Origin of the sequence: Limnohabitans sp. Rim11, from assembly GCF_001269365.1 — a bacterium.
In the GTDB taxonomy this organism is placed as follows: domain Bacteria; phylum Pseudomonadota; class Gammaproteobacteria; order Burkholderiales; family Burkholderiaceae_C; genus Limnohabitans_A.
Genome location: NZ_CXOM01000002.1, coordinates 153,707 through 177,979 on the forward strand (window position 1 = coordinate 153,707; position 24,273 = coordinate 177,979).

Annotated in this window: 24 protein-coding genes; all 24 read right to left on the reverse strand. The window is 53.6% G+C overall.

What is annotated here, in order from left to right; translation table 11 throughout:
- Positions 1 to 19 precede the first annotated feature (19 nt).
- Positions 20 to 682 carry an imidazole glycerol phosphate synthase subunit HisH gene (gene hisH / locus AMM03_RS05455; RefSeq protein ID WP_090129472.1) on the reverse strand — a complete coding sequence of 221 codons (663 nt, stop codon included), beginning with the start codon at positions 680 to 682 and terminating at the stop codon, positions 20 to 22.
- A gap of 2 nt (positions 683 to 684) precedes the next feature.
- Positions 685 to 1,281, reverse strand: coding sequence for an imidazoleglycerol-phosphate dehydratase HisB (gene hisB, locus AMM03_RS05460; RefSeq protein WP_090129473.1), 597 nt, complete (start codon positions 1,279 to 1,281; stop codon positions 685 to 687).
- A complete protein-coding gene (gene hisC, locus AMM03_RS05465) occupies positions 1,278 to 2,387 on the reverse strand; it encodes a histidinol-phosphate transaminase (RefSeq protein ID WP_090129474.1) in 1,110 nt (369 codons plus the stop codon). Before hisC ends, hisB begins: the two co-directional genes overlap by 4 nt.
- Entirely contained in the window at positions 2,384 to 3,730 is a 1,347-nt protein-coding gene (hisD, locus tag AMM03_RS05470) for a histidinol dehydrogenase (RefSeq protein ID WP_090129475.1), read from the reverse strand. The genes hisC and hisD overlap by 4 nt, the downstream gene beginning before the upstream one ends.
- A gap of 31 nt (positions 3,731 to 3,761) precedes the next feature.
- Positions 3,762 to 4,436, reverse strand: coding sequence for an ATP phosphoribosyltransferase (hisG, locus tag AMM03_RS05475; protein ID WP_090129476.1), 675 nt, complete (start codon positions 4,434 to 4,436; stop codon positions 3,762 to 3,764).
- 38 nt (positions 4,437 to 4,474) lie between these two features.
- Positions 4,475 to 5,740, reverse strand: coding sequence for a UDP-N-acetylglucosamine 1-carboxyvinyltransferase (murA, locus tag AMM03_RS05480; protein WP_090130622.1), 1,266 nt, complete (start codon positions 5,738 to 5,740; stop codon positions 4,475 to 4,477).
- Positions 5,741 to 5,769: 29 nt separating this feature from the next.
- Entirely contained in the window at positions 5,770 to 6,006 is a 237-nt protein-coding gene (locus AMM03_RS05485; RefSeq protein WP_090129477.1) for a BolA family protein, read from the reverse strand.
- A 20-nt stretch (positions 6,007 to 6,026) separates the two neighbouring features.
- On the reverse strand, positions 6,027 to 6,782 hold the full coding sequence (locus AMM03_RS05490) for an ABC transporter permease (RefSeq protein WP_090129478.1): 756 nt from the start codon (positions 6,780 to 6,782) through the stop codon (positions 6,027 to 6,029).
- Complete coding sequence (locus AMM03_RS05495) at positions 6,779 to 7,696, reverse strand: ABC transporter ATP-binding protein (RefSeq protein ID WP_090129479.1); 918 nt, start codon at positions 7,694 to 7,696, stop codon at positions 6,779 to 6,781. Before AMM03_RS05495 ends, AMM03_RS05490 begins: the two co-directional genes overlap by 4 nt.
- A gap of 18 nt (positions 7,697 to 7,714) precedes the next feature.
- On the reverse strand, positions 7,715 to 7,999 hold the full coding sequence (locus AMM03_RS05500; protein ID WP_228764580.1) for an STAS domain-containing protein: 285 nt from the start codon (positions 7,997 to 7,999) through the stop codon (positions 7,715 to 7,717).
- Between the two features lie 4 nt (positions 8,000 to 8,003).
- Entirely contained in the window at positions 8,004 to 8,627 is a 624-nt protein-coding gene (locus AMM03_RS05505) for an MlaC/ttg2D family ABC transporter substrate-binding protein (protein ID WP_090129480.1), read from the reverse strand.
- Between the two features lie 18 nt (positions 8,628 to 8,645).
- A complete protein-coding gene (locus AMM03_RS05510; protein ID WP_228764581.1) occupies positions 8,646 to 9,395 on the reverse strand; it encodes an MlaA family lipoprotein in 750 nt (249 codons plus the stop codon).
- 41 nt (positions 9,396 to 9,436) lie between these two features.
- Positions 9,437 to 9,919 carry an outer membrane lipid asymmetry maintenance protein MlaD gene (gene mlaD, locus AMM03_RS05515; RefSeq protein ID WP_090129482.1) on the reverse strand — a complete coding sequence of 161 codons (483 nt, stop codon included), beginning with the start codon at positions 9,917 to 9,919 and terminating at the stop codon, positions 9,437 to 9,439.
- Positions 9,920 to 9,929: 10 nt separating this feature from the next.
- Positions 9,930 to 10,712 (reverse strand): lipid asymmetry maintenance ABC transporter permease subunit MlaE, encoded by a 783-nt coding sequence (mlaE, locus tag AMM03_RS05520; protein ID WP_090129483.1) that lies wholly within the window; start codon positions 10,710 to 10,712, stop codon positions 9,930 to 9,932.
- The gene (locus AMM03_RS05525) at positions 10,709 to 11,524 is read right to left on the reverse strand and encodes an ABC transporter ATP-binding protein (protein ID WP_090129484.1); all 816 of its coding nucleotides are present in this window, start codon (positions 11,522 to 11,524) and stop codon (positions 10,709 to 10,711) included. Before AMM03_RS05525 ends, mlaE begins: the two co-directional genes overlap by 4 nt.
- Positions 11,525 to 11,632: 108 nt before the next feature.
- Positions 11,633 to 13,099 carry a glutamate synthase subunit beta gene (locus AMM03_RS05530; protein ID WP_090129485.1) on the reverse strand — a complete coding sequence of 489 codons (1,467 nt, stop codon included), beginning with the start codon at positions 13,097 to 13,099 and terminating at the stop codon, positions 11,633 to 11,635.
- Between the two features lie 30 nt (positions 13,100 to 13,129).
- Positions 13,130 to 17,830 carry a glutamate synthase-related protein gene (locus tag AMM03_RS05535; protein ID WP_090129486.1) on the reverse strand — a complete coding sequence of 1,567 codons (4,701 nt, stop codon included), beginning with the start codon at positions 17,828 to 17,830 and terminating at the stop codon, positions 13,130 to 13,132.
- A gap of 186 nt (positions 17,831 to 18,016) precedes the next feature.
- A complete protein-coding gene (locus AMM03_RS05540) occupies positions 18,017 to 18,709 on the reverse strand; it encodes an REP-associated tyrosine transposase (protein ID WP_090129487.1) in 693 nt (230 codons plus the stop codon).
- Positions 18,710 to 18,754: 45 nt separating this feature from the next.
- A complete protein-coding gene (locus AMM03_RS05545) occupies positions 18,755 to 19,678 on the reverse strand; it encodes a class I SAM-dependent methyltransferase (protein ID WP_090129488.1) in 924 nt (307 codons plus the stop codon).
- On the reverse strand, positions 19,665 to 20,249 hold the full coding sequence (locus tag AMM03_RS05550; RefSeq protein WP_090129489.1) for a DUF1415 domain-containing protein: 585 nt from the start codon (positions 20,247 to 20,249) through the stop codon (positions 19,665 to 19,667). Before AMM03_RS05550 ends, AMM03_RS05545 begins: the two co-directional genes overlap by 14 nt.
- Positions 20,246 to 21,487: an MFS transporter gene (locus AMM03_RS05555; protein ID WP_090129490.1), complete on the reverse strand. Its 1,242-nt coding sequence runs from the start codon at positions 21,485 to 21,487 to the stop codon at positions 20,246 to 20,248. The genes AMM03_RS05550 and AMM03_RS05555 overlap by 4 nt, the downstream gene beginning before the upstream one ends.
- Positions 21,484 to 22,635 (reverse strand): deoxyguanosinetriphosphate triphosphohydrolase, encoded by a 1,152-nt coding sequence (locus AMM03_RS05560; RefSeq protein WP_090129491.1) that lies wholly within the window; start codon positions 22,633 to 22,635, stop codon positions 21,484 to 21,486. The genes AMM03_RS05555 and AMM03_RS05560 overlap by 4 nt, the downstream gene beginning before the upstream one ends.
- Positions 22,616 to 23,722 (reverse strand): 3-dehydroquinate synthase, encoded by a 1,107-nt coding sequence (gene aroB, locus AMM03_RS05565; protein WP_194942792.1) that lies wholly within the window; start codon positions 23,720 to 23,722, stop codon positions 22,616 to 22,618. The genes AMM03_RS05560 and aroB overlap by 20 nt, the downstream gene beginning before the upstream one ends.
- A complete protein-coding gene (locus AMM03_RS05570; protein WP_090129492.1) occupies positions 23,719 to 24,267 on the reverse strand; it encodes a shikimate kinase in 549 nt (182 codons plus the stop codon). The genes aroB and AMM03_RS05570 overlap by 4 nt, the downstream gene beginning before the upstream one ends.
- Between the last annotated feature and the right edge of the window lie 6 nt (positions 24,268 to 24,273).

Sequence of the window (24,273 nt, forward strand, 5' to 3'; positions counted from 1 at the left end):
GAAAAGTGACACAAAAAAATCAAGGTTGCCAGTGCAAAAAGTTTCTATACAAGGCCAAGCCTTGATCGGCGCTTTTTTCTGGATGGAACTGCGTGGCAAACAAATTATCTCTGGCAACGGCGCAGGCAAAGGAGCCACCGTAATCGGTTTCGGCCGCTACATGCCCAGCATTATGGGGTTTTGCGAAAAAGCTGTGTACAAAATAGAAATAGCTGCCGTTGGGAATATCGCCCCAAACCGGGTGTTGCGCGCCAGAATGTTGGCTAAATTTGACCTGATTCCAGCCCATTTGGGGCACCTTGAATCGGCTGCCATCGGCTTGCAGCTTGCCCGCCAAATCAAACTTGACCACATTGCCAGGAATGAGTCCCAAGCCTGGCGTGTTGCCTTCAGCGCTGTGGTCGAGCAACATTTGCATGCCCACACACACGCCAAACAATGGTTTTTTGGCGGCTGCGTCTAGTACGGCTTCCATGAGGCCCGAATCACGCAGTTCGCGCATGCAATCGGGCATGGCGCCCTGCCCTGGTAACACGACACGCGTGGCATCTCTAACGTCTTGCGGATTGGACGTGATTTTGACTTCCACGCCAGTATCTTGGGCCGCATGAATGACGGCTTGGGCTACCGATCGGAGGTTGCCCATGCCGTAATCCACCACTGCCACCGAGTTGGGAGACATGCTTAGAGCGAACCCTTGGTAGAAGGAATGACGCCCACAGAGCGGGGATCGATTTCGAGGGCAGCACGCAAAGCGCGCGCAAAAGCCTTGAAAACGGTCTCGGCTTGGTGGTGCGCGTTGTCGCCCCGCAAGTTGTCAATGTGCAAAGTGACCAAAGCGTGATTGACAAAGCCTTGGAAAAATTCGTGCATGAGCTGCGTGTCAAAACCGCCCACCATGCCGCTGGTGAAGGGCACATGGTTGACCAAGCCTGGGCGGCCTGAAAAATCGATGACCACACGCGACAAAGCTTCATCCAATGGCACATAGGCATGACCATAACGGCGCAAACCTTTTTTGTCGCCCACGGCTTGGGCTACAGCTTGACCCAAAGTGATGCCCACATCTTCGACGGTGTGGTGGCCGTCAATGTGCAGGTCGCCCTTGGCATCGATTTCTAAGTCGATGAGGCCGTGGCGTGCAATTTGATCGAGCATGTGATCGAAAAAGCCAATGCCCGTAGACAGCTTGGCCTGGCCAGTGCCATCCAAGTTGACTTTGACTCTGATTTGAGTCTCTGCAGTTTTGCGCGTGACTTCTGCAACGCGGGGTGAGCTCATAAAGATTCCTTGAGTGCTGCCAACATTTGGGCGTTTTCGGCGGGGGTTCCCACCGTGAGACGCAAACAGTTGTGCAGCAATGTGTGCATTTTAGAAACGTTCTTGACCAAAATGCCTTTCGTTTTCATACCTTCGAAGCACTTTGTGGCGTCAGGCATACGAACCAACAACATATTGGCTTGGCTAGGGAACACATGAACACCTGGCAAAGCTGCCAAAGCATCCGTCAGCTTTTGGCGTTCTTGTCGAATTTGGGCCGCTTGTTCAGCAAAAACATCGGCATGCTCAAGGGCGAACAAAGCGCACTCACAGTTCAGCACGCTGATGTTGTAGGGCGGTCTGACTTTGTCAATTTCGGCAATGAGGGCTTTGGGGCCGACCATGTAGCCCAAGCGCACACCCGCCAAACCAAACTTGGACAAGGTGCGCATCAAGAGCACGTGGCCATGTTGGGCAATGCGGTCCATGTAGGTTTGGCTGGCAAAAGGCTGATACGCCTCGTCCATCACAACCAGCCCGCCTTGTTGGCCTTGTGCCACCACAATGCGTTCAATGACATCGGCATTCCACAGGGTGCCGGTGGGGTTGTTGGGGTAGGCCAAATAAACCACCGCTGGCTTGTGCTGAGCAATGGCGGCCAACATGGCGGCTTCATCCAACTCAAAGTTGGCCGTTAGGGGTACGCCCTGAAACTGAATGCCTTGCAATTGGGCGCTCATGGCGTACATCACAAAGCCAGGCACAGGCGCCAAGAAAGTGGTGCCTGGCACATCACAAGCCATCGACACCAGTGTGATGAGTTCGTCAGAACCATTGCCCAGCATGATGTCAAAGCCTTCCGGCATTTGCGCGTACTTCGCCAAGGCATGGCGCAATGTATTGACGCGCTCTCCGGGATAGCGATTCAGTGCCACAGCACCCAAGCGTTGACCCAACTCGGTCTGCAGCTCTGCTGACAAACCAAATGGATTTTCCATAGCGTCCAGTTTGACCATGCCCGTTGCATCTTGAATGGCATAGGCATGCATAGACTGCACATCTTGGCGAATGTGTTGGCGCCAAGCTAAGGGCTTGGCTGCGGCGTCTGAATGTTGATTGGCACTCATGGTGTTTCTCTTTGCGGCGGCACGGGGTTCAAGCGCAACTCGGCGGCGCGCGCATGGGCTTGTAAACCTTCGCCATAAGCCAATTCGGCCGCAATTTTGCCCAGGCTTTGCGCGCCCTTTTCACTGACCTCAATGAGGCTTGAACGCTTTTGAAAATCGTATACGCCCAAGGGCGATGAGAAGCGCGCGGTGCCGCTGGTGGGCAGCACGTGGTTGGGGCCTGCGCAGTAATCGCCCAAGGATTCGCTGGTAAAGGCCCCCAAGAAAATAGCACCCGCATGTTTGAGTAGCGGTTCCCACGCATGCGGGTTGGCGCTGGACACTTCTAAGTGCTCAGGCGCAATGCGGTTGCTGATGGCACAGGCTTCTTCCATGCTGCGCGTTTGAATGAGCGCACCCCGATCGTTCAATGACTTGGCGATGATGGCCGCGCGCGGCATGGTGGGCAGCAACTGGTCAATGGCCGCTTGAACTTTGTCGATGTAGGCGGCGTCGGGGCACAGCAAAATGCTTTGCGCCAATTCGTCGTGCTCGGCTTGTGAGAACAAATCCATGGCCACCCATTCTGCGGGTGTGCTGCCATCGGCCAAGACCAAAATTTCGCTAGGTCCTGCAATCATGTCGATACCGACTGTGCCAAAAACACGCTTCTTGGCACTGGCCACATAGGCATTGCCGGGGCCTGTAATTTTGTCGACCTTGGGCACGGTGTCGGTGCCGAAAGCCAATGCAGCCACAGCCTGAGCGCCGCCAATGGTGAAAGCGCGAGACACGCCAGCCACATACGCTGCGGCCAACACCAAAGGATTTTTGACACCTTGCGGGGTAGGCACCACCATGATGATTTCTTCAACACCTGCCACGTGCGCAGGAATGGCGTTCATCAAAACGGAGGAAGGATAGGCTGCTTTGCCGCCTGGTACATAAATGCCAACACGGTCTAGGGGCGTGACCTTTTGCCCCAGCAGCGTGCCGTCTTCGTCTTGGTAAGACCAGCTTTCGCCAGAGGCTTTTTTCTGCGCTTCGTGGTAGCTGCGCACACGTTTGGCAGCAGCTTGCAAGGCGTCTTTTTGAACCGCAGGCAAGCCGTCAAAGGCGGCTTTCAATTCTGCTTGGGTTAGCACCAACTGCTGCATGCTTTGGGCACTGAGGCCATCAAAGCGCTGGGTGTATTCCAAAACCGCTGCATCGCCGCGTTTTTGAACGTCAGCCAAGATGTCTGCTACGCGCGACTCAATGGCCGAATCGGCATCGGCGGACCAATGCAAGCGTTGTTGAAACGCGGCTTCAAAATTGGCATCGGTGGTGTTTAAACGCAGCGCTTTGGCAAGCAGGGCAGTCATGGCTGAACTCTATTTAAGGTTGTGACTTGATTCAAGCCTTGGCCGGTTTTGCAGCTTTGGCCGCTTCACCTGCTGCAACAGCGCCAGCAAAGGCCTCGATGATGGCGCGAATAGAAGCTTGCTTCAATTTGAGCGAAGCTTGATTGACCACTAAGCGAGAGCTGATGTCCATGATGCGTTCGACTTCAATGAGGTGATTGGCTTTGAGCGTGCTGCCAGTTGACACCAAGTCAACGATGGCATCGGCCAAACCTGTGAGCGGCGCCAACTCCATGCTGCCGTAGAGTTTGATCAGGTCAACGTGCACGCCTTTTTGCGCAAAAAATTCGCGCGCAATGCTGGTGTACTTGGTGGCCACTTTAAGTCGCGAACCAGAACGAACGGCCGACGCGTAATCGTAGTCAGCACGTACCGCCACGCTCATGCGGCACTTGGCAATTTGCAAATCGAGCGGCTGGTACAAGCCTTGGCCGCCATGCTCAATGAGAGTGTCTTTGCCTGTCACGCCCAAATCGGCACCGCCGTATTCAACATAGGTGGGCACATCGGTGGCGCGGACCAAGACCACACGCACGCCGGCTTGGTTGGTGGGCAAGATGAGTTTGCGCGATGTTTCGGGATCTTCCAAAACCTCAATGCCTGCCGCCTTCAATAAGGGCAGCGTCTCATCAAAAATTCGTCCTTTGGACAAGGCCAAGGTGATCATGTCAATTCCTGCGATTCTTTTCTGTTATTTCACAATGTTCATTTGGCGCGTTCAATTTGCGCACCCACCTTGCGCAACTTGGCTTCCATGCGGTCGTAGCCACGGTCGAGGTGATAAATGCGATCGACCACAGTCTCGCCTTCTGCGACCAAGCCGGCAATGACCAAACTGGCCGATGCGCGCAAGTCGGTGGCCATGACGGTGGCGCCCGAGAGTTGCTTCACACCCTGAACCACTGACACCTTGCCGTCAATTTGAATGTTGGCACCCAAGCGCACCAATTCATTGACGTGCATGAAACGATTTTCAAAAATGGTTTCTGTGACTTTGCTGGTGCCTTCGGCAATGCAGTTCAATGCCATGAATTGGGCTTGCATGTCGGTTGGAAAACCGGGGTACTCGGTGGTTCTGAAGCTTTGCGCTTTCATGCGGCCCAAGGCCTTCACGCGCACAAAACCAGCGCCCACTTCAATGGTGGCACCCGCATCACGCAGTTTTTCAATGACCGCGTCGAGGTGATCGCCGCGCGCATGTTTCAAAACGACATCGCCGCCTGTGGCAGCCACCGCGCATAAAAATGTGCCGGCTTCAATGCGATCGGCCACCACCGCATGCTCACACCCGTGCAGTTTTTCAACGCCTTGAATGTGGATGCGACTGGTCCCGTGGCCTTCAATTTTGGCGCCCATGCGAATGAGCATTTCGGCCAAGTCAGGGATTTCAGGCTCTTGGGCGGCGTTTTCCAAAATAGTTTCGCCTTCAGCCAAAGCGGCTGCCATCAAAAAGTTTTCCGTGCCTGTGACAGTCACCATGTCGGTGGCAATGCGCGCGCCTTTGAGACGTGTGCGGCCATTGACCAAACTGGCCACCATATAACCGTGCTCTACATTGATTTGCGCACCCATGGCTTGCAAACCTTTGATGTGCTGGTCGACAGGGCGAGACCCAATGGCACAACCACCCGGTAAAGAAACACGTGCTTGGCCAAACCTGGCCAACAAGGGGCCCAGCGCCAACACCGAAGCCCGCATGGTTTTAACCATTTCGTAAGGCGCTTCAGGTTTATTCAACGCACCTGCATTCAAACGAACGGTCCCGTCTTCTTCATGTGCGCAAGTCACGCCCATGTTGCGAATGAGTTTGAGCATGGTGCTGACGTCTTGCAACTTAGGTACGTTGCGCAGCACCACTTCTTGATCGGTTAGCAAAGCAGCGCAGAGTTCTGGCAGGGCCGCGTTTTTGGCGCCAGAAATTTCGATCTCGCCATTCAAAGAATGGCCACCGCGAATAATGAGTTTGTCCATGGCTGTTAAATCTGTAGCGCCAATCAGGCTTAGGCTTTGGCCCATTCAGCGGGCGTGAAAGTTTTCATCGACAAAGCGTGAACTTCGTCGTTGTGCATTTTGTTGCCCAAGGTGGCGTACACCTTTTGGTGACGACCAATAAGGCGCAGGCCTTCAAAGTGGGCAGACACCACCACGGCTTGCCAATGCCGGCCATCGCCGCTGACTTCGAGGTGGTCGCAGGCCAGTCCTGCGGCAATCATGGCTTGTATTTGTTCGGCTGTCATGGTGTGTGTACTTTCTAGGCTCAGCCTCTGATTTTGTAGCCCGTCTTGAGCAATTGAATTGCCAAGGTGCTGACGCCCAAAAATGCGACTGAGACCACCGTCAAACTGATCCAAGGGGAAACGTCGCTTTGGCCAAAGAAACCGTATCTGAAACCATCAATCATGTAGAAGAAGGGATTCAGGTGACTGAGTTTTTGCCAAAAAATGGGCAAGGAATGAATGGAATAAAACACGCCCGACAAAAACGTCATGGGCATGATCACAAAACTTTGGAAGGCCGCCATTTGGTCAAATTTTTCTGACCACAAACCAGCCACCAGTCCTAGGGCGCCCAGCAAACCTGCGCACAAAATAGCAAACACCAAAATCCATAAGGGCGCTTGGTACTGAAGCGGCGCAAACCAAACAGTAACCGCAAACACACCAAAACCAACGGCCAAGCCGCGCAGCATCGACGAGCCTACATAGGCCACATACCAGTGCCAGTGCGACAAGGGGGTGAGCAACAGAAAAACCAAGTTGCCCATGATCTTGCTTTGCACCAAGCTGGACGAGCTGTTGGCAAAGGCATTTTGTAAGACGCTCATCATGATGAGGCCTGGCAACAAAAACGCGGTGTAAGGCACGGCGTCGTAGACCTTCACATGGTCTTCGAGCACATGGCCAAAAATCATCATGTACAGCACGGAGGTAAGCACCGGCGCGGCAATGGTTTGGAAGGCCACCTTCCAAAAGCGCAGCACTTCTTTGTACAACAGCATGCGCCATCCGTTCATGATTTGCCCTCGGCCATCACATCCAAAAACACGTCTTCTAAATCGGCCTTGCGAATTTCGATGTCTTCGGCCGTCAAGCCGGCCTGTCGAACCGCAGCCAAATAGGTTTCAATTTCCAAAGCGTCGTTGGCAGGAAACTGAACAATGCGCCCCGTGATACGCGCTTTGGCGGCCAACTCGGGCGGCAGCTGGCCATCCAACTTGAAGCGCAGCACATTGCTAGAAGCAGATTTGAGCAACTCGGAAGTGCTGGCCAATGCCAAGACGCGGCCCTGCTTGAGCATGGCCAAGCGGCCGCACAAAGCTTCAGCCTCTTCCAAATAATGGGTGGTGAGCAAAACCGTGTGACCTTCGCGATTGAGCTTGGCAATGAACTGCCACAACGTTTGGCGAAGTTCCACATCGACGCCTGCTGTCGGCTCGTCCAACACAATGACACGCGGTTTGTGCACCAAAGCCTGCGCCACCAAAACACGTCGCTTCATGCCGCCTGAGAGTTGGCGCATGTTGGCATTGGCTTTGTCTGTCAAACCCAAGTGCTCTAAAAGCTCATCGATCCACGCGTCGTTCTTTTGCACACCAAAATAACCAGACTGAAACCGCAGGGCTTCTCGCACAGAAAAGAAAGGATCAAAGACCAGCTCTTGCGGCACCACGCCCAACATGCGACGGGCTTGTACGTAGTCGGTTTGCACATCGTGGCCGTGAACCAAGACACGACCTTGGGTGGCCTTGCTTAAACCCGCCAAAATACTGATGAGCGTGGTTTTGCCGGCGCCATTGGGGCCGAGCAAACCAAAGAATTCCCCTTCCGCGATGTCAAAACTGACATCGTTGAGCGCCTTGAAAGGCTGACCGCCAGAAGATTTGGCAGGGTATGTTTTGGAAACAGATTGAAAAGAGATGGCGGGCATGAGCCCCCTATTTTACGGTCAAGCGCTTTCGACCAAGAGCTCGGAGACCCCATAAAGCAGGGCCAATTCACGCAATTTGGCCGGGAATTGCTTGAATTGCAAAGATTTGGACAAACTTTCGGCTTCGCGGCGGCAACCTAAGAGCACGGCCAGCGCCGAAGAATCGAAGTCGGACAAGGCGCCAGCTTGAATTTCTATTTGCTTGTCGGTACTGCTGCGAATTTGAGATTGCAATTGCGCCAAGCATGCTGCGGCGTTGCTGTGACGCAAGTCTGCAGGCAGGGTCAACAGCGCAATGCTCATGGTTTTAAGACTTTTTGGCGTTGGACTTGTTGCGCTCTGACAGGCTTTTGATCAAGCCATCCATGCCGCCAGCATTAATTTCTTTGGAAAACTGCGAGCGGTAGTTTTCGACCAACCAAATGCCCATGACATTCAGGTCAAAAATCTTCCAGCCAGAGCCCTCGCCTGGCGTTTTTTCCAAACGGTAGTCAAGCTGGATCGGGTCGCCCTTGCCTCTGACTTCGGTTTGAACGACCAAGTTTTTGTCGTCAGAGGCGCCGCGCAGGGGCTTCACTTCGATGGTTTGATCGCTGATCTGAGTCAATGCGCCAGAGTAAGTTCTGATGAGCAAGAGCTTGAACTCTTCTTGAAGGCGTTCTTGTTGTTCGGGGGTGGCCTTGCGCCAGCCGGGACCAGTTGCCAACGCTGTCATTCGCCTGAAATTGACATGCTGCATGAGCTTGTTGTCGACCAACTGCATGATTTTGTTGATGTCGCCTGCTTTGAGGGACTTGTCGGTGCGAACGGCATCCAAGGTTTCGTTGGTGATGCGTTTTACAAACGCATCAGGTGCTTCGTCTGCAGCCCAAGCGATCGAAAAACCCAGGGCCAGGTTGAGGGCTAGAAAAAATCGGATGAATAAGTTCATGATGTCCGAATTGTAGGATTATTTGTATTTCTGCTTCCAAGGCGGGGGAATCTGATTGGGCGCCACCATCTTGGTCGGCTCGTCAGATTCTTCGAGGTCATCCACCAAAGGGGGATTGCCATCGTAAATATCGTTCACTCGCTTTTGTAAATAGGCATCTCGGGTAAAGGAGTAAGGGTCGAGAGAAGCCTGCTTGACAGCATCCGACAGACTTAAATACCGCTCACGCTTGTCCGTCAACCGAAGCACGGTTAGGACGTTGCGCGAACTGACATCCGTCAACTGCTGATTCACATCGGTTTTGGTGTCAACCCAGAGGCCAAAGCTGTCTCGCACAGTGGAAGGACCGAAGAACGGCAAGACCACGTAAGGGCCCGAAGACACGCCCCAATAGGCCATCGTCTGCCCAAAATCTTCTTTTTGCTTGTCAATTTTGAACTCGGTGGCCCAATCGATGATGCCGCCAATGCCAATGCTGGTGTTGATGCCCACCCGCGCCAAGTTTTTCATTGCCGCATCCAATTTCAACTGTGCCAAGCTATTGAAAAAGGACATGACATCACTTTGGTTGCTGAAAAAGTTGCTGATGCCTTTTTTAACCACAGTCGGCAGGTACTCGCCATAAACGACCGCAACAGGGCGCAACACCAAATCGTCAGCCACGTCGTTGAAAGCAGTTACCTTGCGGTTGAGTGGCTCTAAGGGATCGGCAGGATCGGGGCCGCGCAAGGAAGTACAGCCCTGCAACAACAGGACTGCTACAACCATGCATGCCAGGCGCCATGACGCCCGAAACCCCTTGAAATTCATTACTTAGTTCCTGTTGAAGGTGTACTTGAGTCGGCCGCTTTGCTGTACAAAAATTGGCTGATTAAGTTTTCCAAAACCACGGCCGACTGCGTGGAGCCAATGTTGTCACCAGCCACCAAATTTTTCTCATCGGCACCCGCCAAAATACCCACATATTGCTCGCCCAACAAACCGCTGGTCAGAATTTTGAGTGAGCTGTCTTTGGGGAAGGCATATTTATTTTGCAATGCCAAGCTGACCTTGGCCTGATAACTCTCGTCATCAAACTGAATGGACTCAACGCGGCCCACCACCACACCAGCACTTTTGACCGCAGCACCTTTTTTAAGGCCGCCAATGTTGTCAAATTTGGCAGTCACGGTGTAGTCCTTGGCCCAACTGTATTGTAGCAAATTGGCCGATTTGAGTGCCAAGAAGAACACCGCCACCAAGCCTATCAACACAAACAAACCGACCCACAAATCATTTTTTGAACGTTGCATGACGTCCTCCTTAAATACTGAACATCATCACAGTGAGGATGAAGTCCAGGCCCAAAACAGACAATGAAGAAATCACAACACTGCGGGTTGTTGCCGCAGCCACACCATCTGGCGTGGGCTTGGCCACATAACCTTGCAGCAAAGCAATGAAGGTCACAGCAACGCCAAACACCACACTTTTGATCATGCCATTGCCAACGTCTTTGAACACATCAACGCCACTTTGCATTTGGCTCCAAAACGCGCCTGCATCAACACCAATCAGCAGCACGCCCACGGCATAACCACCCAAAATACCAACTGCGCTGAAGACCGCCGTCAAAATAGGCAAGGCAATGATGCCACCCCAAAAACGAGGCGCCAAAACACGCAACTTGGGGTCGACTGCCATCATCTCCAATGCCGTGAGCTGCTCACCAGCACGCATCAAACCAATTTCAGCCGTGATAGAGGCGCCAGCGCGACCAGCAAACAAAAGCGCCGCCACAACGGGTCCCAGTTCGCGAACCAAACTGAGCGCGACCAACAAGCCAAGAGCTTCAGCAGATCCGTAGCGTTGCAAGGTGTAATAACCTTGGAGGCCCAATACAAAACCAACAAACAAACCCGAAACGGTAATGATGGCCAGCGAGTAATTGCCCAAAAAATGAACTTGATCGCGAACCAAGCTAAAGCGTTTTAAACAAGCGCCAGACAGCAGCACCAACTGGGCCAACAAACGTGCGCCGTAGCCCCAATCGGCTAATTTTTTTCGAACCAAATAACCAAGTTCAGCAGGGTGCAAAAAGATCATGCGTGCCCCCTGCAAAAGTCTTCTGCAACAGACGTTGCTGGGTAATGAAAGTGCACAGGGCCATCGCTCAAGCCGTTGACAAATTGGTGAATGAGCGGATCTGTGGTTTGGCGCAACTCTTCAGGTGTGCCTTGCGCTGCCACTTTGCCATTGGCCAAGACCACCACATGGTCTGAAATTTGAAAGGTTTCATCGACATCGTGAGACACCACCACGCTGGTGATGCCCAAGCTGTCGTTCAGTCTTCTAATCAGGCGTGCTGCCGTGCCCAAAGAAATTGGATCAAGACCCGCAAAGGGTTCGTCGTACATCATGAGATCAGGGTCAAGCGCAATGGCGCGTGCCAAAGCCACACGGCGGCCCATGCCCCCTGAAATTTCGGAAGGCTTTAAATTTCTAGCACCGCGCAAGCCCACGGCATCAAGCTTCATGAGCACAATGTCGCGAATCATCTGCTCAGACATTTTGGTGTGCTCTCTTAAGGGAAACGCCACATTGTCAAACACATTCATGTCGGTGAACAAAGCACCAAACTGAAACAACATGCCCATGCGTCTGCGCGCGGCATAGAGTTGTTCCGTGTTCATTTGGCCCACATCATGACCATCAAAGGTCAGCTGCCCCTGCTGAGCTGTGTATTGGCCACCGATCAAACGCAAGACAGTGGTCTTGCCGCCACCCGACACACCCATGAGGGCCGTCACTTTGCCGCGCGGAATACCAAATGAGATGTCGTTCAAGATGACCCGATCCCCATAGCCGAAGCTGAGGTTCTTGAGTTCAACCAGCAGTGGAGAGTTGGGCAGGGTCATGTGTGAAATAACAAAAGCCGGGGTCGCCGGCTTTTGAAGGATAAGGCGTTCAGGTTAAGTTTGTGTGAAGCGTTGCCGTTTCAATCACAAAACCTGTCTGCGGTCATTTTAACGGGGTAAGTCGCTGGTTCCCATTAAGAACTCATCAATAGAGCGTGCTGCTTGGCGGCCTTCCCGAATGGCCCAGACCACCAAGGACTGGCCACGGCGCATGTCGCCAGCCGCAAACACCTTGGGCACGTTGGTGGCATAGCCGCCTGTGAAGTCGGTGGTGGCTTTGGCGTTGCCGCGGTTATCTTTGTCCACGCCAAAGGCGTCCAAGATGGTGGCAACAGGGTTCACAAAGCCCATGGCCAAGAAGACCATGTCGGCGGGGTAAGTCTTTTCGGTGCCTGCGACGTTGACCAATTTGCCGTCTTTGAACTCCACTTCAACAGTTTTAAGACCCGTCACTTTGCCTTTTTCGCCAATGAATTCTTGGGTGGAAATGGCAAATTCGCGGGTGCAACCTTCTTCGTGGCTGGAGCTGGTGCGCAATTTGAGGGGCCAGTAAGGCCATGTCAAAGGACGGTTTTCTTCTTCGGGGGGCTGGGGCATCACTTCGAATTGAGTGACGCTCTTGGCGCCATGGCGGTTGGAGGTACCGACGCAATCGCTGCCGGTGTCGCCGCCGCCAATCACAATGACATGCTTGCCGTCAGCGCGCAATTGGTCTTTGAGCTTGTCGCCCGCATTGACCTTGTTTTGCTGTGGCAAAAATTCCATCGCGAAGTGAATGCCTGCCAAATCACGGCCAGGCACGTTCAAGTCGCGGGATTGCTCAGAACCACCCGTCAGCAGCACGGCATCAAAGTCTTTTTGCAATTGCTTGGGGCTGATGGTTTCTTGCGACCAGTTGGTCACTTTGGAACCTGCAGGCAACTCGCCCACCATGACACCCGTTTTGATGGTCACGCCTTCGGCCACCAACTGCTCTGCACGGCGGTCGATGTGTGACTTTTCCATTTTGAAATCGGGAATGCCATAACGCAGCAAGCCACCGATGCGGTCGTTCTTTTCGAACAAGGTCACGTCATGACCCACGCGAGCCAATTGCTGGGCAGCAGCCATACCGGCAGGGCCAGAGCCCACCACGGCGACTTTTTTGCCAGTCTTGTGCGCTGCAGGACGGGGCTTGACCCAGCCTTCTTGCCACGCACGGTCAATGATGGCGTGCTCAATGGACTTGATGCCCACGGCATCGTCGGCCACATTCAGTGTGCAAGCAGCTTCGCAAGGTGCGGGGCAAATGCGGCCCGTGAACTCTGGGAAGTTGTTGGTGCTGTGCAGTACGTCAATGGCGTTTTTCCAATCGCCTTGGTACACCAACTCGTTGAAGTCCGGAATGATGTTGTTGACAGGGCAGCCGTTGTTGCAAAACGGTGTGCCGCAGTCCATGCAGCGAGCGCTTTGTGCTTTGGCTTGCGCGTCGTCCAATCCGATGACGAACTCTTTGTAGTTTTTGACGCGTTCGCCGACGGGCTTGTAGCCCTCTTCGACGCGCTCAAATTCCATGAAACCAGTGATTTTTCCCATGATCAATCCTTGTTATTTCTTTGTGCTCAATTAGCTGGCAGCCACAGAATCTGTGGACTTGGCTGCGGCTTTGCGTGCGTTGATTTCACCCAAGGCGCGCTTGTACTCGTTCGGGAATACTTTCACAAACTTCAAGCGAGCTTGCGCCCAGTTGTCCAGCAACTCACGAGCGCGTTGGCTGCCGGTCCACTTATGGTGGTCTTCCAGCAATTTCTTCAACTGTGTTTCGTCGGCTTGGTCGCGGTGCCACACTTTGCGGTCCACTGACGCTTCTTGCTCGGCCACTGTCAGTACTTTTTCCATGCTGACCATGGCAGTGTTGCAGCGCGAAGCAAACTGACCGTCTTCGTCGTACACATAAGCAATGCCGCCGCTCATACCGGCCGCAAAGTTGCGACCTGTTTTGCCCAGCACCGCCACGGTACCGCCGGTCATGTATTCACAACCGTGGTCCCCGGTGCCTTCCACCACTGCGGTGGCGCCAGACAAACGAACCGCAAAACGCTCGCCGCCCACACCGGCGAAGAAAGCTTCACCTGTGGTGGCGCCGTACATCACGGTGTTGCCCACAATGATGTTTTGGCTGGCCACACCGCGGAACTCGAGGCTAGGACGCACCACAATGCGACCGCCCGACAAGCCTTTGCCGGTGTAATCGTTGGCTTCACCAATCAGGTACAGCGTGATGCCCTTGGCCACAAACGCGCCAAAGGATTGACCACCGGTGCCTTCGAGTTGAATGCGAATGGTGTCGTCTGGCAAACCTTCTGGATGCACTTTGGTGACGGCACCTGAGAGCATGGCGCCCACAGAACGGTTGACGTTGCGCGCCACTTCCATGAACTGCACCTTCTCACCTTTGTCGATGGCGGCCCGGCTCTTGGCAATCAGCACGTTGTCCAAGGCTTTGTCTAAACCGTGGTCTTGCACATCGATGTGGCGACGGGGCACGTCGGCGGGCACATCGGGCACAGCCAACAAACGGCTGAAATCAAGGCCGCTGGATTTCCAGTGTTCAATGCCTTTGCGCGTGTCGAGCAAATCGGCACGACCCACCATGTCGTCAAACTTCTTGATGCCCAACTGCGCCATGATTTGACGCACTTCTTCGGCAATGAAGAAGAAATAGTTGACCACGTGCTCTGGCTTGCCAGAGAACTTTTTACGCAAAGTTGGATCTTGTGTGGCCACGCCCACGGGGCAAGTGTTCAAGTGGCATTTGCGCATCATGATGCAACCTTCGACCACCAGCGGTGCGGTAGCAAAACCAAACTCGTCTGCGCCCAGCAACGCGCCAATGGCCACGTCGCGGCCGGTCTTCATTTGACCGTCGGCTTGCACCCGAATGCGGCCGCGCAAGCGGTTGAGCACCAAGGTTTGCTGTGTTTCAGCCAGACCAATTTCCCAGGGGCTGCCAGCGTGCTTGATCGAAGACCAAGGCGATGCGCCAGTGCCACCGTCGTGACCGGCAATCACCAAGTGATCGCTCTTGCACTTGGCCACGCCTGCGGCAATGGTGCCCACGCCAATTTCAGACACCAACTTGACGCTGATGTCGCTGTGCGGCGCCACGTTTTTCAAGTCGTGAATGAGTTGGGCCAAATCTTCAATGGAATAAATGTCATGGTGTGGGGGAGGAGAAATCAAACCCACGCCTGGCACAGAGTGACGCAACTTGCCGATGTAGTCGGACACTTTGCCACCTGGCAATTGACCGCCTTCACCCGGCTTGGCACCTTGCGCCATCTTGATCTGAATTTGATCAGCACTGTGCAGGTACTCAGCGGTGACACCGAAGCGGCCAGAAGCCACTTGCTTGATCTTGGAGCGGAGGGAATCGCCAGCCTCAAGAGGCATATCGACTTCCACTTCTTTGGCACCAATCACGCTCTTCAAAGTCTCGCCCTTTTTGATGGGGATACCTTTGAGTTCGTTGCGATAACGCGCAGAGTCTTCACCACCTTCACCGGTGTTGCTCTTGCCGCCAATGCGGTTCATGGCAACGGCCAAGGTGGCGTGTGCTTCTGTGGAAATAGAGCCCAAAGACATAGCACCTGTAGCAAAACGTTTGACGATTTCGCTGGCGGGTTCTACTTCTTCAACAGGAATGGCTTTGGCAGGATCGATCTTGAATTCGAACAAACCACGCAATGTCATTTGTCGCTTGGTTTGATCGTTGATGATCTGTGCGTATTCTTTGTAAGTGTTCCAGTTGTTGGCACGGGTGCTGTGCTGCAACTTGGCAATGGCATCGGGTGTCCACATGTGCTCTTCACCGCGAGCGCGCCATGCGTATTCACCACCGGCGTCGAGCATATTGGCCAACACAGGGTCGTTGCCAAACGCTGCTTTGTGCATGCGCAAAGCTTCTTCGGCAATTTCAAAAATACCAATACCTTGCACTCGGCTAGGTGTGCCAGTGAAGTACTTGTTCACGGTTTCAGTGTTGACGCCAATGGCTTCAAACAACTGTGCACCGCAATACGACATGTAGGTGCTGACACCCATCTTGGACATGATCTTGGACAGGCCCTTGCCCACCGCTTTGATGTAGTTGTAGATGGCTTTGTCGGCCGACAAATCACCTGGCAACTCTTTGTGCAAAGCTTGCAAAGTTTCCATGGCCAGGTAGGGGTGAACGGCTTCTGCGCCGTAACCCGCCAACACGGCAAAGTGATGCACTTCGCGGGCTGTGCCGGTTTCCACCACCAAGCCAGCAGTGGTGCGCAAGCCTTCGCGCACCAAGTGTTGGTGAATGGCCGACAGCGCCAGCAATGCGGGGATGGCCACCTGAGTGGGCGTGACACCGCGGTCGCTGATGATCAAAATGTTGTTGCCGCCTTTGATGGCGTCAACAGCTTCAGCGCAGAGTGATGCCAACTTGGCTTCAACACCTTCACGGCCCCATGCGGCTGGGTAAGTGATGTCTAAAGTAGCGCTCTTGAACTTGCCCTGTGTGGACTGTTCAATGTTGCGCAACTTGGCCATGTCTGCAAAGTCCAGCACAGGCTGGCTTACTTCCAAGCGCATGGGCGGGTTGACTTGGTTGATGTCGAGCAAGTTGGGCTTGGGACCAATGAAGGACACCAAGGACATCACGATGGCTTCGCGAATGGGGTCGATCGGTGGGTTGGTCACCTGCGCAAACAACTGCTTGAAGTAGTTGTACAGCGGCTTGTTTCTGTCGGACAAAACAGCCAATGGGCTGTCGTTGCCCATGGAGCCCAAAGCTTCTTCGCCGGCTTGGGCCATAGGGGCCAACAAGAATTTGATGTCTTCTTGGGTGGTGCCAAAGGCTTGTTGCAAGTCGAGCAAGTTTTCGCTGGAAGCAGGCGCGTTGGCTGTGGTTTCTTTGACGTCATCCAACTTGATGCGCAAGTTTTCAATCCACTGCTTGTAAGGCTTGCTGCTGGCCAAGTTCGACTTGAGTTCTTCGTCGTCGATCATGCGGCCTTGTTCCAAATCGATCAGGAACATCTTGCCGGGCTGCAGGCGCCATTTGCGAACAATTTTGCTTTCTGGAATGGGAAGCACGCCAGTTTCTGAACCCATGATGACCATGTCATCGTCGGTGATGCAATAGCGTGAAGGACGCAAACCATTGCGGTCCAAAGTAGCGCCAATTTGGCGGCCATCGGTAAACACAATCGAGGCGGGACCGTCCCATGGCTCAAGCATGGCGGCGTGATATTCATAGAAGGCCTTGCGGCGCTCGTCCATGGTGTTGTGGTTTTCCCAGGGCTCGGGAATCATCATCATCACAGCTTGGCTGATGGGGTAACCGGCCATGGTGAGCAACTCTAAGCAGTTGTCAAACGTAGCAGTATCAGATTGACCCGCAAAGCTGATGGGGTAGAGCTTTTGCAAATCGGGGCCGAGCACGGGAGAAGACATCACGCCTTCGCGCGCCTTCATCCAGTTGTAGTTGCCCTTGACGGTGTTGATCTCACCGTTGTGCGCCACATAGCGGTAGGGGTGAGCCAAAGGCCACTCTGGGAAGGTGTTGGTGGAGAAACGTTGGTGGACCAAACCGAGTGCAGACACGCAGCGTTCGTCTTGCAAGTCAAGATAGTAGGTGCCAACTTGATCGGCCAACAGCAAGCCTTTGTACACCACGGTCCGGCTAGACATGCTAGGGATGTAGTACTCGTCGCTGTGCTTGAGTTGCAGGTTTTGAATGGCGGCACTGGCTGTTTTGCGGATGACGTACAGTTTGCGCTCTAAAGCGTCTTGCACAATCACATCGGCGCCGCGGCCAATGAAGATCTGCTTCAACACAGGTTCTTTTTCGCGCACGGTGGGCGACATGGGCATGTCACGGTTGACTGGCACATCGCGCCAGCCCAACAAGACTTGACCTTCGGCCTTGACGGCGCGCTCAAGTTCTTGCTCACAGGCCATGCGTGAGGCATGCTCTTTAGGCAAGAACACCATGCCCACACCGTACTCGCCTTGGGCTGGCAAGTTCACGCCTTGCTTGGCCATCTCTTCTCTATAGAGTGCATCAGGCAACTGAATCAAGATACCCGCGCCGTCACCCATCAACTTGTCGGCACCCACCGCACCCCGGTGGTCCAAGTTTTCAAGAATCTTCAACGCTTGCGTCACGATGGCATGCGTTTTGGCACCTTTGATATGGGCCACAAAGCCCACACCACAAGCGTCGTGTTCTTGAGTTGGGTCATACAGACCCGTTTGTTGCAAAGATGATTTTTCGGCAGCCGAAGTCATGGCGCACTCCTAAAGATATTTCGCGGGAAAGAGAGCATATTGCATTGCAACAAAAATGCCAAGAAAAATAATTGGGGTCAGATGAACATTAATTTCTTCTTTTTTCAAAATTAAATTAATTGGGGACAGATCAAAATTGAGTTAAAAAGAATTCATATCAGTGATATTTTTCACCTATTTACGGTTTCAAAGTGGTTTTTTGAACGGCCTGCCCGCCTTTTTCGGCAGGATGGGCGTCTGAGTTGTCTTCTGTAAAGACTTCAAAAACTCGGGTCGACCCACGACTCGGCTCTTCAAAACTGACTCCGTGAGGTCTTTTTGAATGGAAGCCGAAAGCCCAACCGCCACAAATTCTGCATAAGCAGCTTCTCTAGAGAATGGCGTGTTACCCAAGCCCCAATAAAGGGCATGCGGCGTCACCAATTTGTCGATTTTTTGACCAATTAGGTGCTTGTAACTGGACCAATTGAACTCTTCAGCCGACTCAACCAAGCCTGCCCTGACGGGATTTAAATCAATGTAGGCCATGCACGTCAGAAGATAAGCCTCCGAATCAATCACCGAGGATTTGTAACGCCCCTCCCACAATGTGCCGCTGCGCTTGTGGCGTTGATTGAAGTAACGCACATAAGTTCTGCCAACCGCCTGCATCATCAAGGACATGGCCTCATCGCTGGGCGGCGTGAGTAGCATGTGAAAGTGATTGTCGAGCAACACATACGCATTCACAGCCACTTTGTGGCGTTGCGACTCTTCTAGCCAAAGGCTGTAAAGCATCTTGCGATCGGCCTCATCCAACACGATGGGCTGACGGTTGTTACCCCGCTGAATCACGTGATGCGGGTAACCAGGAAGGGCTAAACGAGGATGACGGGCCATGCGTGAATGCTAACCCGAAAGAAATTAATGTTGATCTGACCCCAATTAAGGGTAACGGGATGCAAGGGATTCGGTGAGGCCGAATTCGGTCAGGAGGGCTTGGAGGCGGTCGGCGGCGCCGGCTTTGGGGCGGCCGGTGTAGCGGGCCAGGATGAGTTCGTTTTTCATGCTGTGTTCCCAGCCCACCAGTTCTGTAACCGTGACGGTGTAGCCTTTGGACTCCAGGTACAGGCAGCGCAATACATTGGTGAGTTGGCTGCCAATTTCGCGGGTGTGCAAAGGGTGGCGCCAAAGTTCAGCCAAGGGAGTGCGAGACAAATTCAAGGCTTTGTTTTGGCGCAGCTTGGCGGCCACTTCGGCTTGGCAGCAAGGCACCAAGACCATGGCGCGAGCTTTTTTCAATAAACCAAAGGCAATCGCGTCGTCGGTGGCGGTGTCGCACGCATGCAATGCGGTGACCACATCGATTTGCGCGGGCATTTGATCAGACTGTGATGACTCGGCCACCGAGGTGTTCAAGAAGACCATGCGCTTGAAGTCCAATCGCTGCGCCAACGAACGCGACGCCTCGACCAATTCAGCGCGGGCTTCGATACCGTAAATGTGACCTTCAGACAATGCCTTGAAAAACAAGTCGTAGACGATGAAGCCCAGATAAGACTTGCCAGCGCCATGATCGGCCAAGGTCAGACCATTCGTTTGCGCAACCGTATCAACAGCCGCCTCAGCAAGCCCTGACTCACCTGACTTTGAAGCCTTGGCAGCATCTTCCTCAGCCAACTCCTTCAGAATTTTTTCAATGAACTGATACAGGTGCAAGACCTGCTTCAGTTTGCGACGCGAGTCTTGGTTCAACTTACCTTCGCGCGTCAGAATGTGCAATTCTTTGAGCAACTCAATCGATTGCCCCGGGCGCAGATCGAGATCTAGTGGTTTGGCCGCATCGGACTTGGCGTTATTTTTTTTCATCGGTCTCATTCTGAGGCAATGAGGGCCCCACATTCAAGTCTTGCCAACCCTGCAAACCCAATCGGTTCATGGTGGCCATGTTGGCTTCAAAAATATCTTCTGCTTCAGGAAACGCAGCCACCGCGCGGTCAATGCTGGCTTCACGAATCAAATGCAAAGTGGGGTAAGGCGACCGGTTGGTGAAGTTGGTGATGTCGTCTTCATCGGTGCCTGCAAATTGATACTGCGGATGGAAGCTGGCAATTTGAATCACGCCGTCTAAGTCAAGTGACAAGAGGCAATCGTCAGCCACGTTCAAAAAATCGTTGTAATCGTAAAAGTCGTGCAGCAAATTTTGAATGACCAAAACAGTGGTGTCCCGCACCGATGCATCAAGCGCCACCAAGTCGCGCAACTCACGCAGCAAGTCATCGCGCAAAGCTTCCAAATCGTCTGCCTCACTGACCGTGCAATGCACCTGTCCTTTGACATACACAGACTTAGCAAAGGGACACAAATTCAAGCCGATCACTGCACGCTCTAACCAGCGCAAGGTGTCTTGCACCATCACTTCTGAGGTGACTTTGTTCATACAGAACCCTTTTGAGAACTCAAGGCCTTGGCGATCAAAAACGACAAGATCCAACCACTCACGCAGCATAAACCTGTTGCAGCCCAGGTCCACTGCCAACCGCCCACTTGCGAAGCCAACCAAGCCACTGTGGGCGGCCCTGCAAACTGCCCTGCTGCAGAACATTGTTGCATCCAACCCACTGTGGTTGACACGTTGCGCTCATGCGGCGCCAATCGCACAGACAATGAAAACAGCGTACCGGGAACCAGCCCCCCGCATGCTGAAAACATCAAGACACCCGCGTAGCGAACCCAAGGCGCAGTCGATGTCCATTCAGAAAATGCCAAGAAGGCGCCCAAAGCCATGGCACCAAATCCCACACTCAGCAACACACTCGGATGGATGCCTTTTTGTAACAAACGCCCCGAAGCCATGTTGCCAATCATGTTAACTGCAGCAGCCATGGCGGTCAGCGCACCCAAGGTGGCACCCGACAAACCTGCTTGCGTGTAGATAGAAGGCAAGAACCCCACCACAGCCAACCATTGGCCTGAATACATCGCAAAGCTCAAAGCCACCAGCCAAGGGCCTGATGCCGTTAGGGTTTCGCGCAAACGTTGAGGCCATGCAACTTGCAAATCTAGGGACGACTGCTCAGATTGATGCGCAGAAGGCGCCACATCTGCAGGCACTAAGCGCCACAACACCAGCGCCATGCCCCACGACAAAACAGCAAACAAACACCACCAAGTTTGCCAACCCCAAACCGGCAACCACAAGGGCCCCAACAACAAAGTGAGTGCCGTACCAGCGGGCATGTAAGCGCCCCAATAACCCAAGAGCTTGCGCACCTGCTGCTCACTGACCCGCTTGCGAATCAGGCCTGGTGCAGGCAAGGTGACCCACAAGAAACCCAAACCTTCTATGGCGCGCCAAAACATCAACGCTGCAGCACTTTGCGCCAAGGCACCCATGGCACTGGCCAAACCCAAAACGATCAGGCCCATGAGCATGCTGCGGCGAAGGCCTATACCGTCTGCAGACAGACCCACCACCAATGCCAAGCTCATGCCGGCCAGTTGAACCAAGGACAACAAGAAACCCGCCTGCATCAAACTCAGGCCGAGGCTTGTACTTAACTCAGGCAAGGCGGGCGGCAACTTGCCAATTTGCAAAGCCGCCACCACTCCAGAAATAATCAGCACATAAGCGGCCGCAGCAGACTCAGGCTTGTCTAATTTCTGCAGCGTACTCATGCAAAAAGTCTGCGCCCTGTCAGACGTTCGTGTTCGCGCGCTGCATAACGATCGGTCATGCCGGCGATGTAATCGGCCACAGCACGCGGCGTCTCTTCACGTTGAGAAAAATCGGAAGACATTTCTTGCGGACGACTGAGATACGCATCAAACAATTCACGGACCACTGTTTGCGCATTGTTGGTCATCTCCATCACTTGCGGGTGCCGGTACAAGTGCTTGAACAAAAACGACTTCATGTCCCGCACGCGGTCTGCCATTTCAGTCCCAAAAGCCACCAAAGCCCCGGCTTGGCGCGCTTCGTCCGCAGATTGCGGTTTGTGCTTTTGCAAATTAGCACGGGTGACATCGATCACGTCATAGACCTGATCGCTCAGCATGCGGCGAATGGTTTCGTACAGCAGGCGTCTGGCTTTGTTAGCTTCAGACAGACCTGGATGCTGCTGCAATGTGAGTGTTTTGTAGTGTGCAAACAAAGGCACTTCGGCCATTTGAGACAGGGTCAACAAACCAGAGCGCACACCGTCATCGATGTCATGGGCGTTGTACGCGATGGCATCGGCCAAATTGCACAACTGCGCTTCTAGGCTGGGTTCGGTGCCATTTAAGAATCGGTGCGCAATGCCGCCAGGCTCTTGCGCTTCAATGATCAAGGCATTGCGTCTGGCGCAATGTTTCAAAATACCTTCGCGCGTTTCGAAGGTCAAATTCAGACCGTCAAACTCGGGATAGCGCTCTTCTAAAAAATCGACCACGCGCAAGCTTTGCAAGTTGTGCTCGAAGCCACCAAACTCTTGCATGCACGCATTCAAAGTATCTTGCCCCGCATGACCAAAGGGGGTGTGCCCCAAGTCATGCGCCAAGGCCACAGCCTCGACCAAATCTTCATTCAAACCCAGCGAGCGTGCAATCGATCGGCCCAACTGAGCCACTTCCAAAGAGTGCGTTAACCGCGTTCTGAATAAATCGCCTTCGTGATTTAAGAAGACTTGTGTTTTGTAAACCAAACGCCGAAATGCCGTGGAGTGAACGATGCGATCGCGGTCACGTTGAAAATCATTGCGCGTGGGCGCAGGAACTTCGGCGTGCCGTCTACCGCGAGAGCGTTCAGGATGGCAAGCGTAGGCTTCAAGCACAGCAACGATCAATCACGGCGCGCACCATGGCTTCGGGCGCTTTGCTCACGCGTGCTTTGCCGGGGCCTTCGATCAGCACAAACTGAATGTCGCCGGCCACCGATTTTTTGTCGTGCAACATGAGTGCCAAATACTGGCCAGCATTGTCATTGGCATTCAGCACCGGGCCTTTTGTGGGCAAGCCCGCGCGGTCCAGCAAGTTTGTCAATCGTTGAACAAAGGCCGCATCAATCAGGCCCATGGCTTCCGACAAATGGGCCGCCATGACCATGCCGCAGCCTACCGCTTCGCCGTGCAACCATTCGCCATAGCCCAGACCTGCCTCAATGGCATGACCAAAGGTGTGACCAAAGTTCAAAATAGCGCGCAGGCCGGCTTCGCGTTCGTCTTGGCCCACCACATAGGCCTTGATTTCACAGCTTTTGCGCACCGCATGTGCCATGGCTTTGGGTTCACAAGCCCGCAAATCATCGATATGACCATCAATCCATTCAAAGAAGGGCATGTCGGCAATGGGGCCGTATTTGATGATCTCTGCCAAACCAGCGCTCACCTCACGTGGGGGCAAGGTCTTTAAAACCGACAGATCGCACACCACGCGCTGGGGCTGATAAAAAGCGCCAATCATGTTCTTGCCCATGGGGTGATTGATGGCCGTCTTGCCACCCACCGAAGAATCGACTTGGGCCAGCAAAGTAGTGGGCACTTGAACAAAGGGCACGCCGCGCATAAAGCTGGCCGCCGCAAAGCCGGTCATGTCGCCCACCACGCCACCACCCAACGCAAACAGCACTGTTTTTCGATCACAGGCATGGCCCAACAGCGCATCAAAAATTTGATTCAGGGTGACCCAATCTTTGTGCGCTTCGCCATCTGGCAAATGAAGGGTGTGAATGGTTTTGTAGTGCCCTGCCAAAGCCTGCTTCAGAGCGGCTTCGTACAAAGGTGCCACAGTGGTGTTGGACACAATGAGTGCGGCAGATGCCTTGGGCAAATTTTGATACGTGACCGCTTGGCCCAATAAATTTTCGCCAATGACAATGTCATAGCTGCGATCGGCCAGATCAATACGGACTGTTTCTGCAATGTTAGAGGTCATGATCTGTTCGGTGAATGAGGGGAGGCATGGGTGTCGAAGCCTTCAAGCTCCAACTTTTCAATGATGGCATGGAGCAGCTTGTTGATGCTGGGGCGGCCGGTGTCAAACACGTAGTGCGAGGCTTCGCGGTAAAGCGGATCGCGAAGGTTGAACAAGGCGCGCAATTTTTCTAAAGGATCGTCCACTTGCAGCAAAGGTCGCTGCATATCGTGCTTGAGGCGCCTGAAAACTTCTTCGGGCGTGGAGCGCAAATAAACCACTCGGCCCCGCAAATGCAAGTTTTTGCGATTGGCTTCTCGCAACACAGAGCCACCACCCGTGGACAAAATGCCATGGTGGTATTTGCTCAAATCGTCCAGCACATTTTGCTCAATGTCGCGGAACCTTTCTTCGCCTTCACGGTCAAAGAATTCGCGAATGGAACAACCCAAGCGTTGCTCAATGACGGCATCGGAGTCTAAAAAGGGCAAGCCAAGCCGACGCCCCATCTGTCTGCCGATGGTCGTTTTGCCAGATCCTGGAAGGCCAACAAAAATAATGAGCAAAAGAAA

Excerpts from the sequence above, each read along its gene's own strand:
- hisB (WP_090129473.1), bottom strand. The coding sequence starts at position 1,281 with ATGAGCTCACCCCGCGTTGCAGAAGTCACGCGCAAAACTGCAGAGACT.
- AMM03_RS05555 (WP_090129490.1), bottom strand. The coding sequence starts at position 21,487 with ATGAGTACGCTGCAGAAATTAGACAAGCCTGAGTCTGCTGCGGCCGCT.
- AMM03_RS05505 (WP_090129480.1), bottom strand. The coding sequence starts at position 8,627 with ATGAACTTATTCATCCGATTTTTTCTAGCCCTCAACCTGGCCCTGGGT.
- AMM03_RS05525 (WP_090129484.1), bottom strand. The coding sequence starts at position 11,524 with ATGACCCTGCCCAACTCTCCACTGCTGGTTGAACTCAAGAACCTCAGC.
- hisG (WP_090129476.1), bottom strand. The coding sequence starts at position 4,436 with ATGATCACCTTGGCCTTGTCCAAAGGACGAATTTTTGATGAGACGCTG.
- AMM03_RS05495 (WP_090129479.1), bottom strand. The coding sequence starts at position 7,696 with ATGCCCGCCATCTCTTTTCAATCTGTTTCCAAAACATACCCTGCCAAA.
- AMM03_RS05490 (WP_090129478.1), bottom strand. The coding sequence starts at position 6,782 with ATGAACGGATGGCGCATGCTGTTGTACAAAGAAGTGCTGCGCTTTTGG.
- hisD (WP_090129475.1), bottom strand. The coding sequence starts at position 3,730 with ATGACTGCCCTGCTTGCCAAAGCGCTGCGTTTAAACACCACCGATGCC.
- AMM03_RS05540 (WP_090129487.1), bottom strand. The coding sequence starts at position 18,709 with ATGGCCCGTCATCCTCGTTTAGCCCTTCCTGGTTACCCGCATCACGTG.
- AMM03_RS05500 (WP_228764580.1), bottom strand. The coding sequence starts at position 7,999 with ATGAGCATTGCGCTGTTGACCCTGCCTGCAGACTTGCGTCACAGCAAC.
- AMM03_RS05535 (WP_090129486.1), bottom strand. The coding sequence starts at position 17,830 with ATGACTTCGGCTGCCGAAAAATCATCTTTGCAACAAACGGGTCTGTAT.
- AMM03_RS05550 (WP_090129489.1), bottom strand. The coding sequence starts at position 20,249 with ATGAACAAAGTCACCTCAGAAGTGATGGTGCAAGACACCTTGCGCTGG.
- aroB (WP_194942792.1), bottom strand. The coding sequence starts at position 23,722 with ATGACCTCTAACATTGCAGAAACAGTCCGTATTGATCTGGCCGATCGC.
- AMM03_RS05530 (WP_090129485.1), bottom strand. The coding sequence starts at position 13,099 with ATGGGAAAAATCACTGGTTTCATGGAATTTGAGCGCGTCGAAGAGGGC.
- mlaE (WP_090129483.1), bottom strand. The coding sequence starts at position 10,712 with ATGATCTTTTTGCACCCTGCTGAACTTGGTTATTTGGTTCGAAAAAAA.
- AMM03_RS05485 (WP_090129477.1), bottom strand. The coding sequence starts at position 6,006 with ATGACAGCCGAACAAATACAAGCCATGATTGCCGCAGGACTGGCCTGC.
- AMM03_RS05545 (WP_090129488.1), bottom strand. The coding sequence starts at position 19,678 with ATGAAAAAAAATAACGCCAAGTCCGATGCGGCCAAACCACTAGATCTC.
- AMM03_RS05510 (WP_228764581.1), bottom strand. The coding sequence starts at position 9,395 with ATGGTTGTAGCAGTCCTGTTGTTGCAGGGCTGTACTTCCTTGCGCGGC.
- hisC (WP_090129474.1), bottom strand. The coding sequence starts at position 2,387 with ATGAGTGCCAATCAACATTCAGACGCCGCAGCCAAGCCCTTAGCTTGG.
- hisH (WP_090129472.1), bottom strand. The coding sequence starts at position 682 with ATGTCTCCCAACTCGGTGGCAGTGGTGGATTACGGCATGGGCAACCTC.
- mlaD (WP_090129482.1), bottom strand. The coding sequence starts at position 9,919 with ATGCAACGTTCAAAAAATGATTTGTGGGTCGGTTTGTTTGTGTTGATA.
- murA (WP_090130622.1), bottom strand. The coding sequence starts at position 5,740 with ATGGACAAACTCATTATTCGCGGTGGCCATTCTTTGAATGGCGAGATC.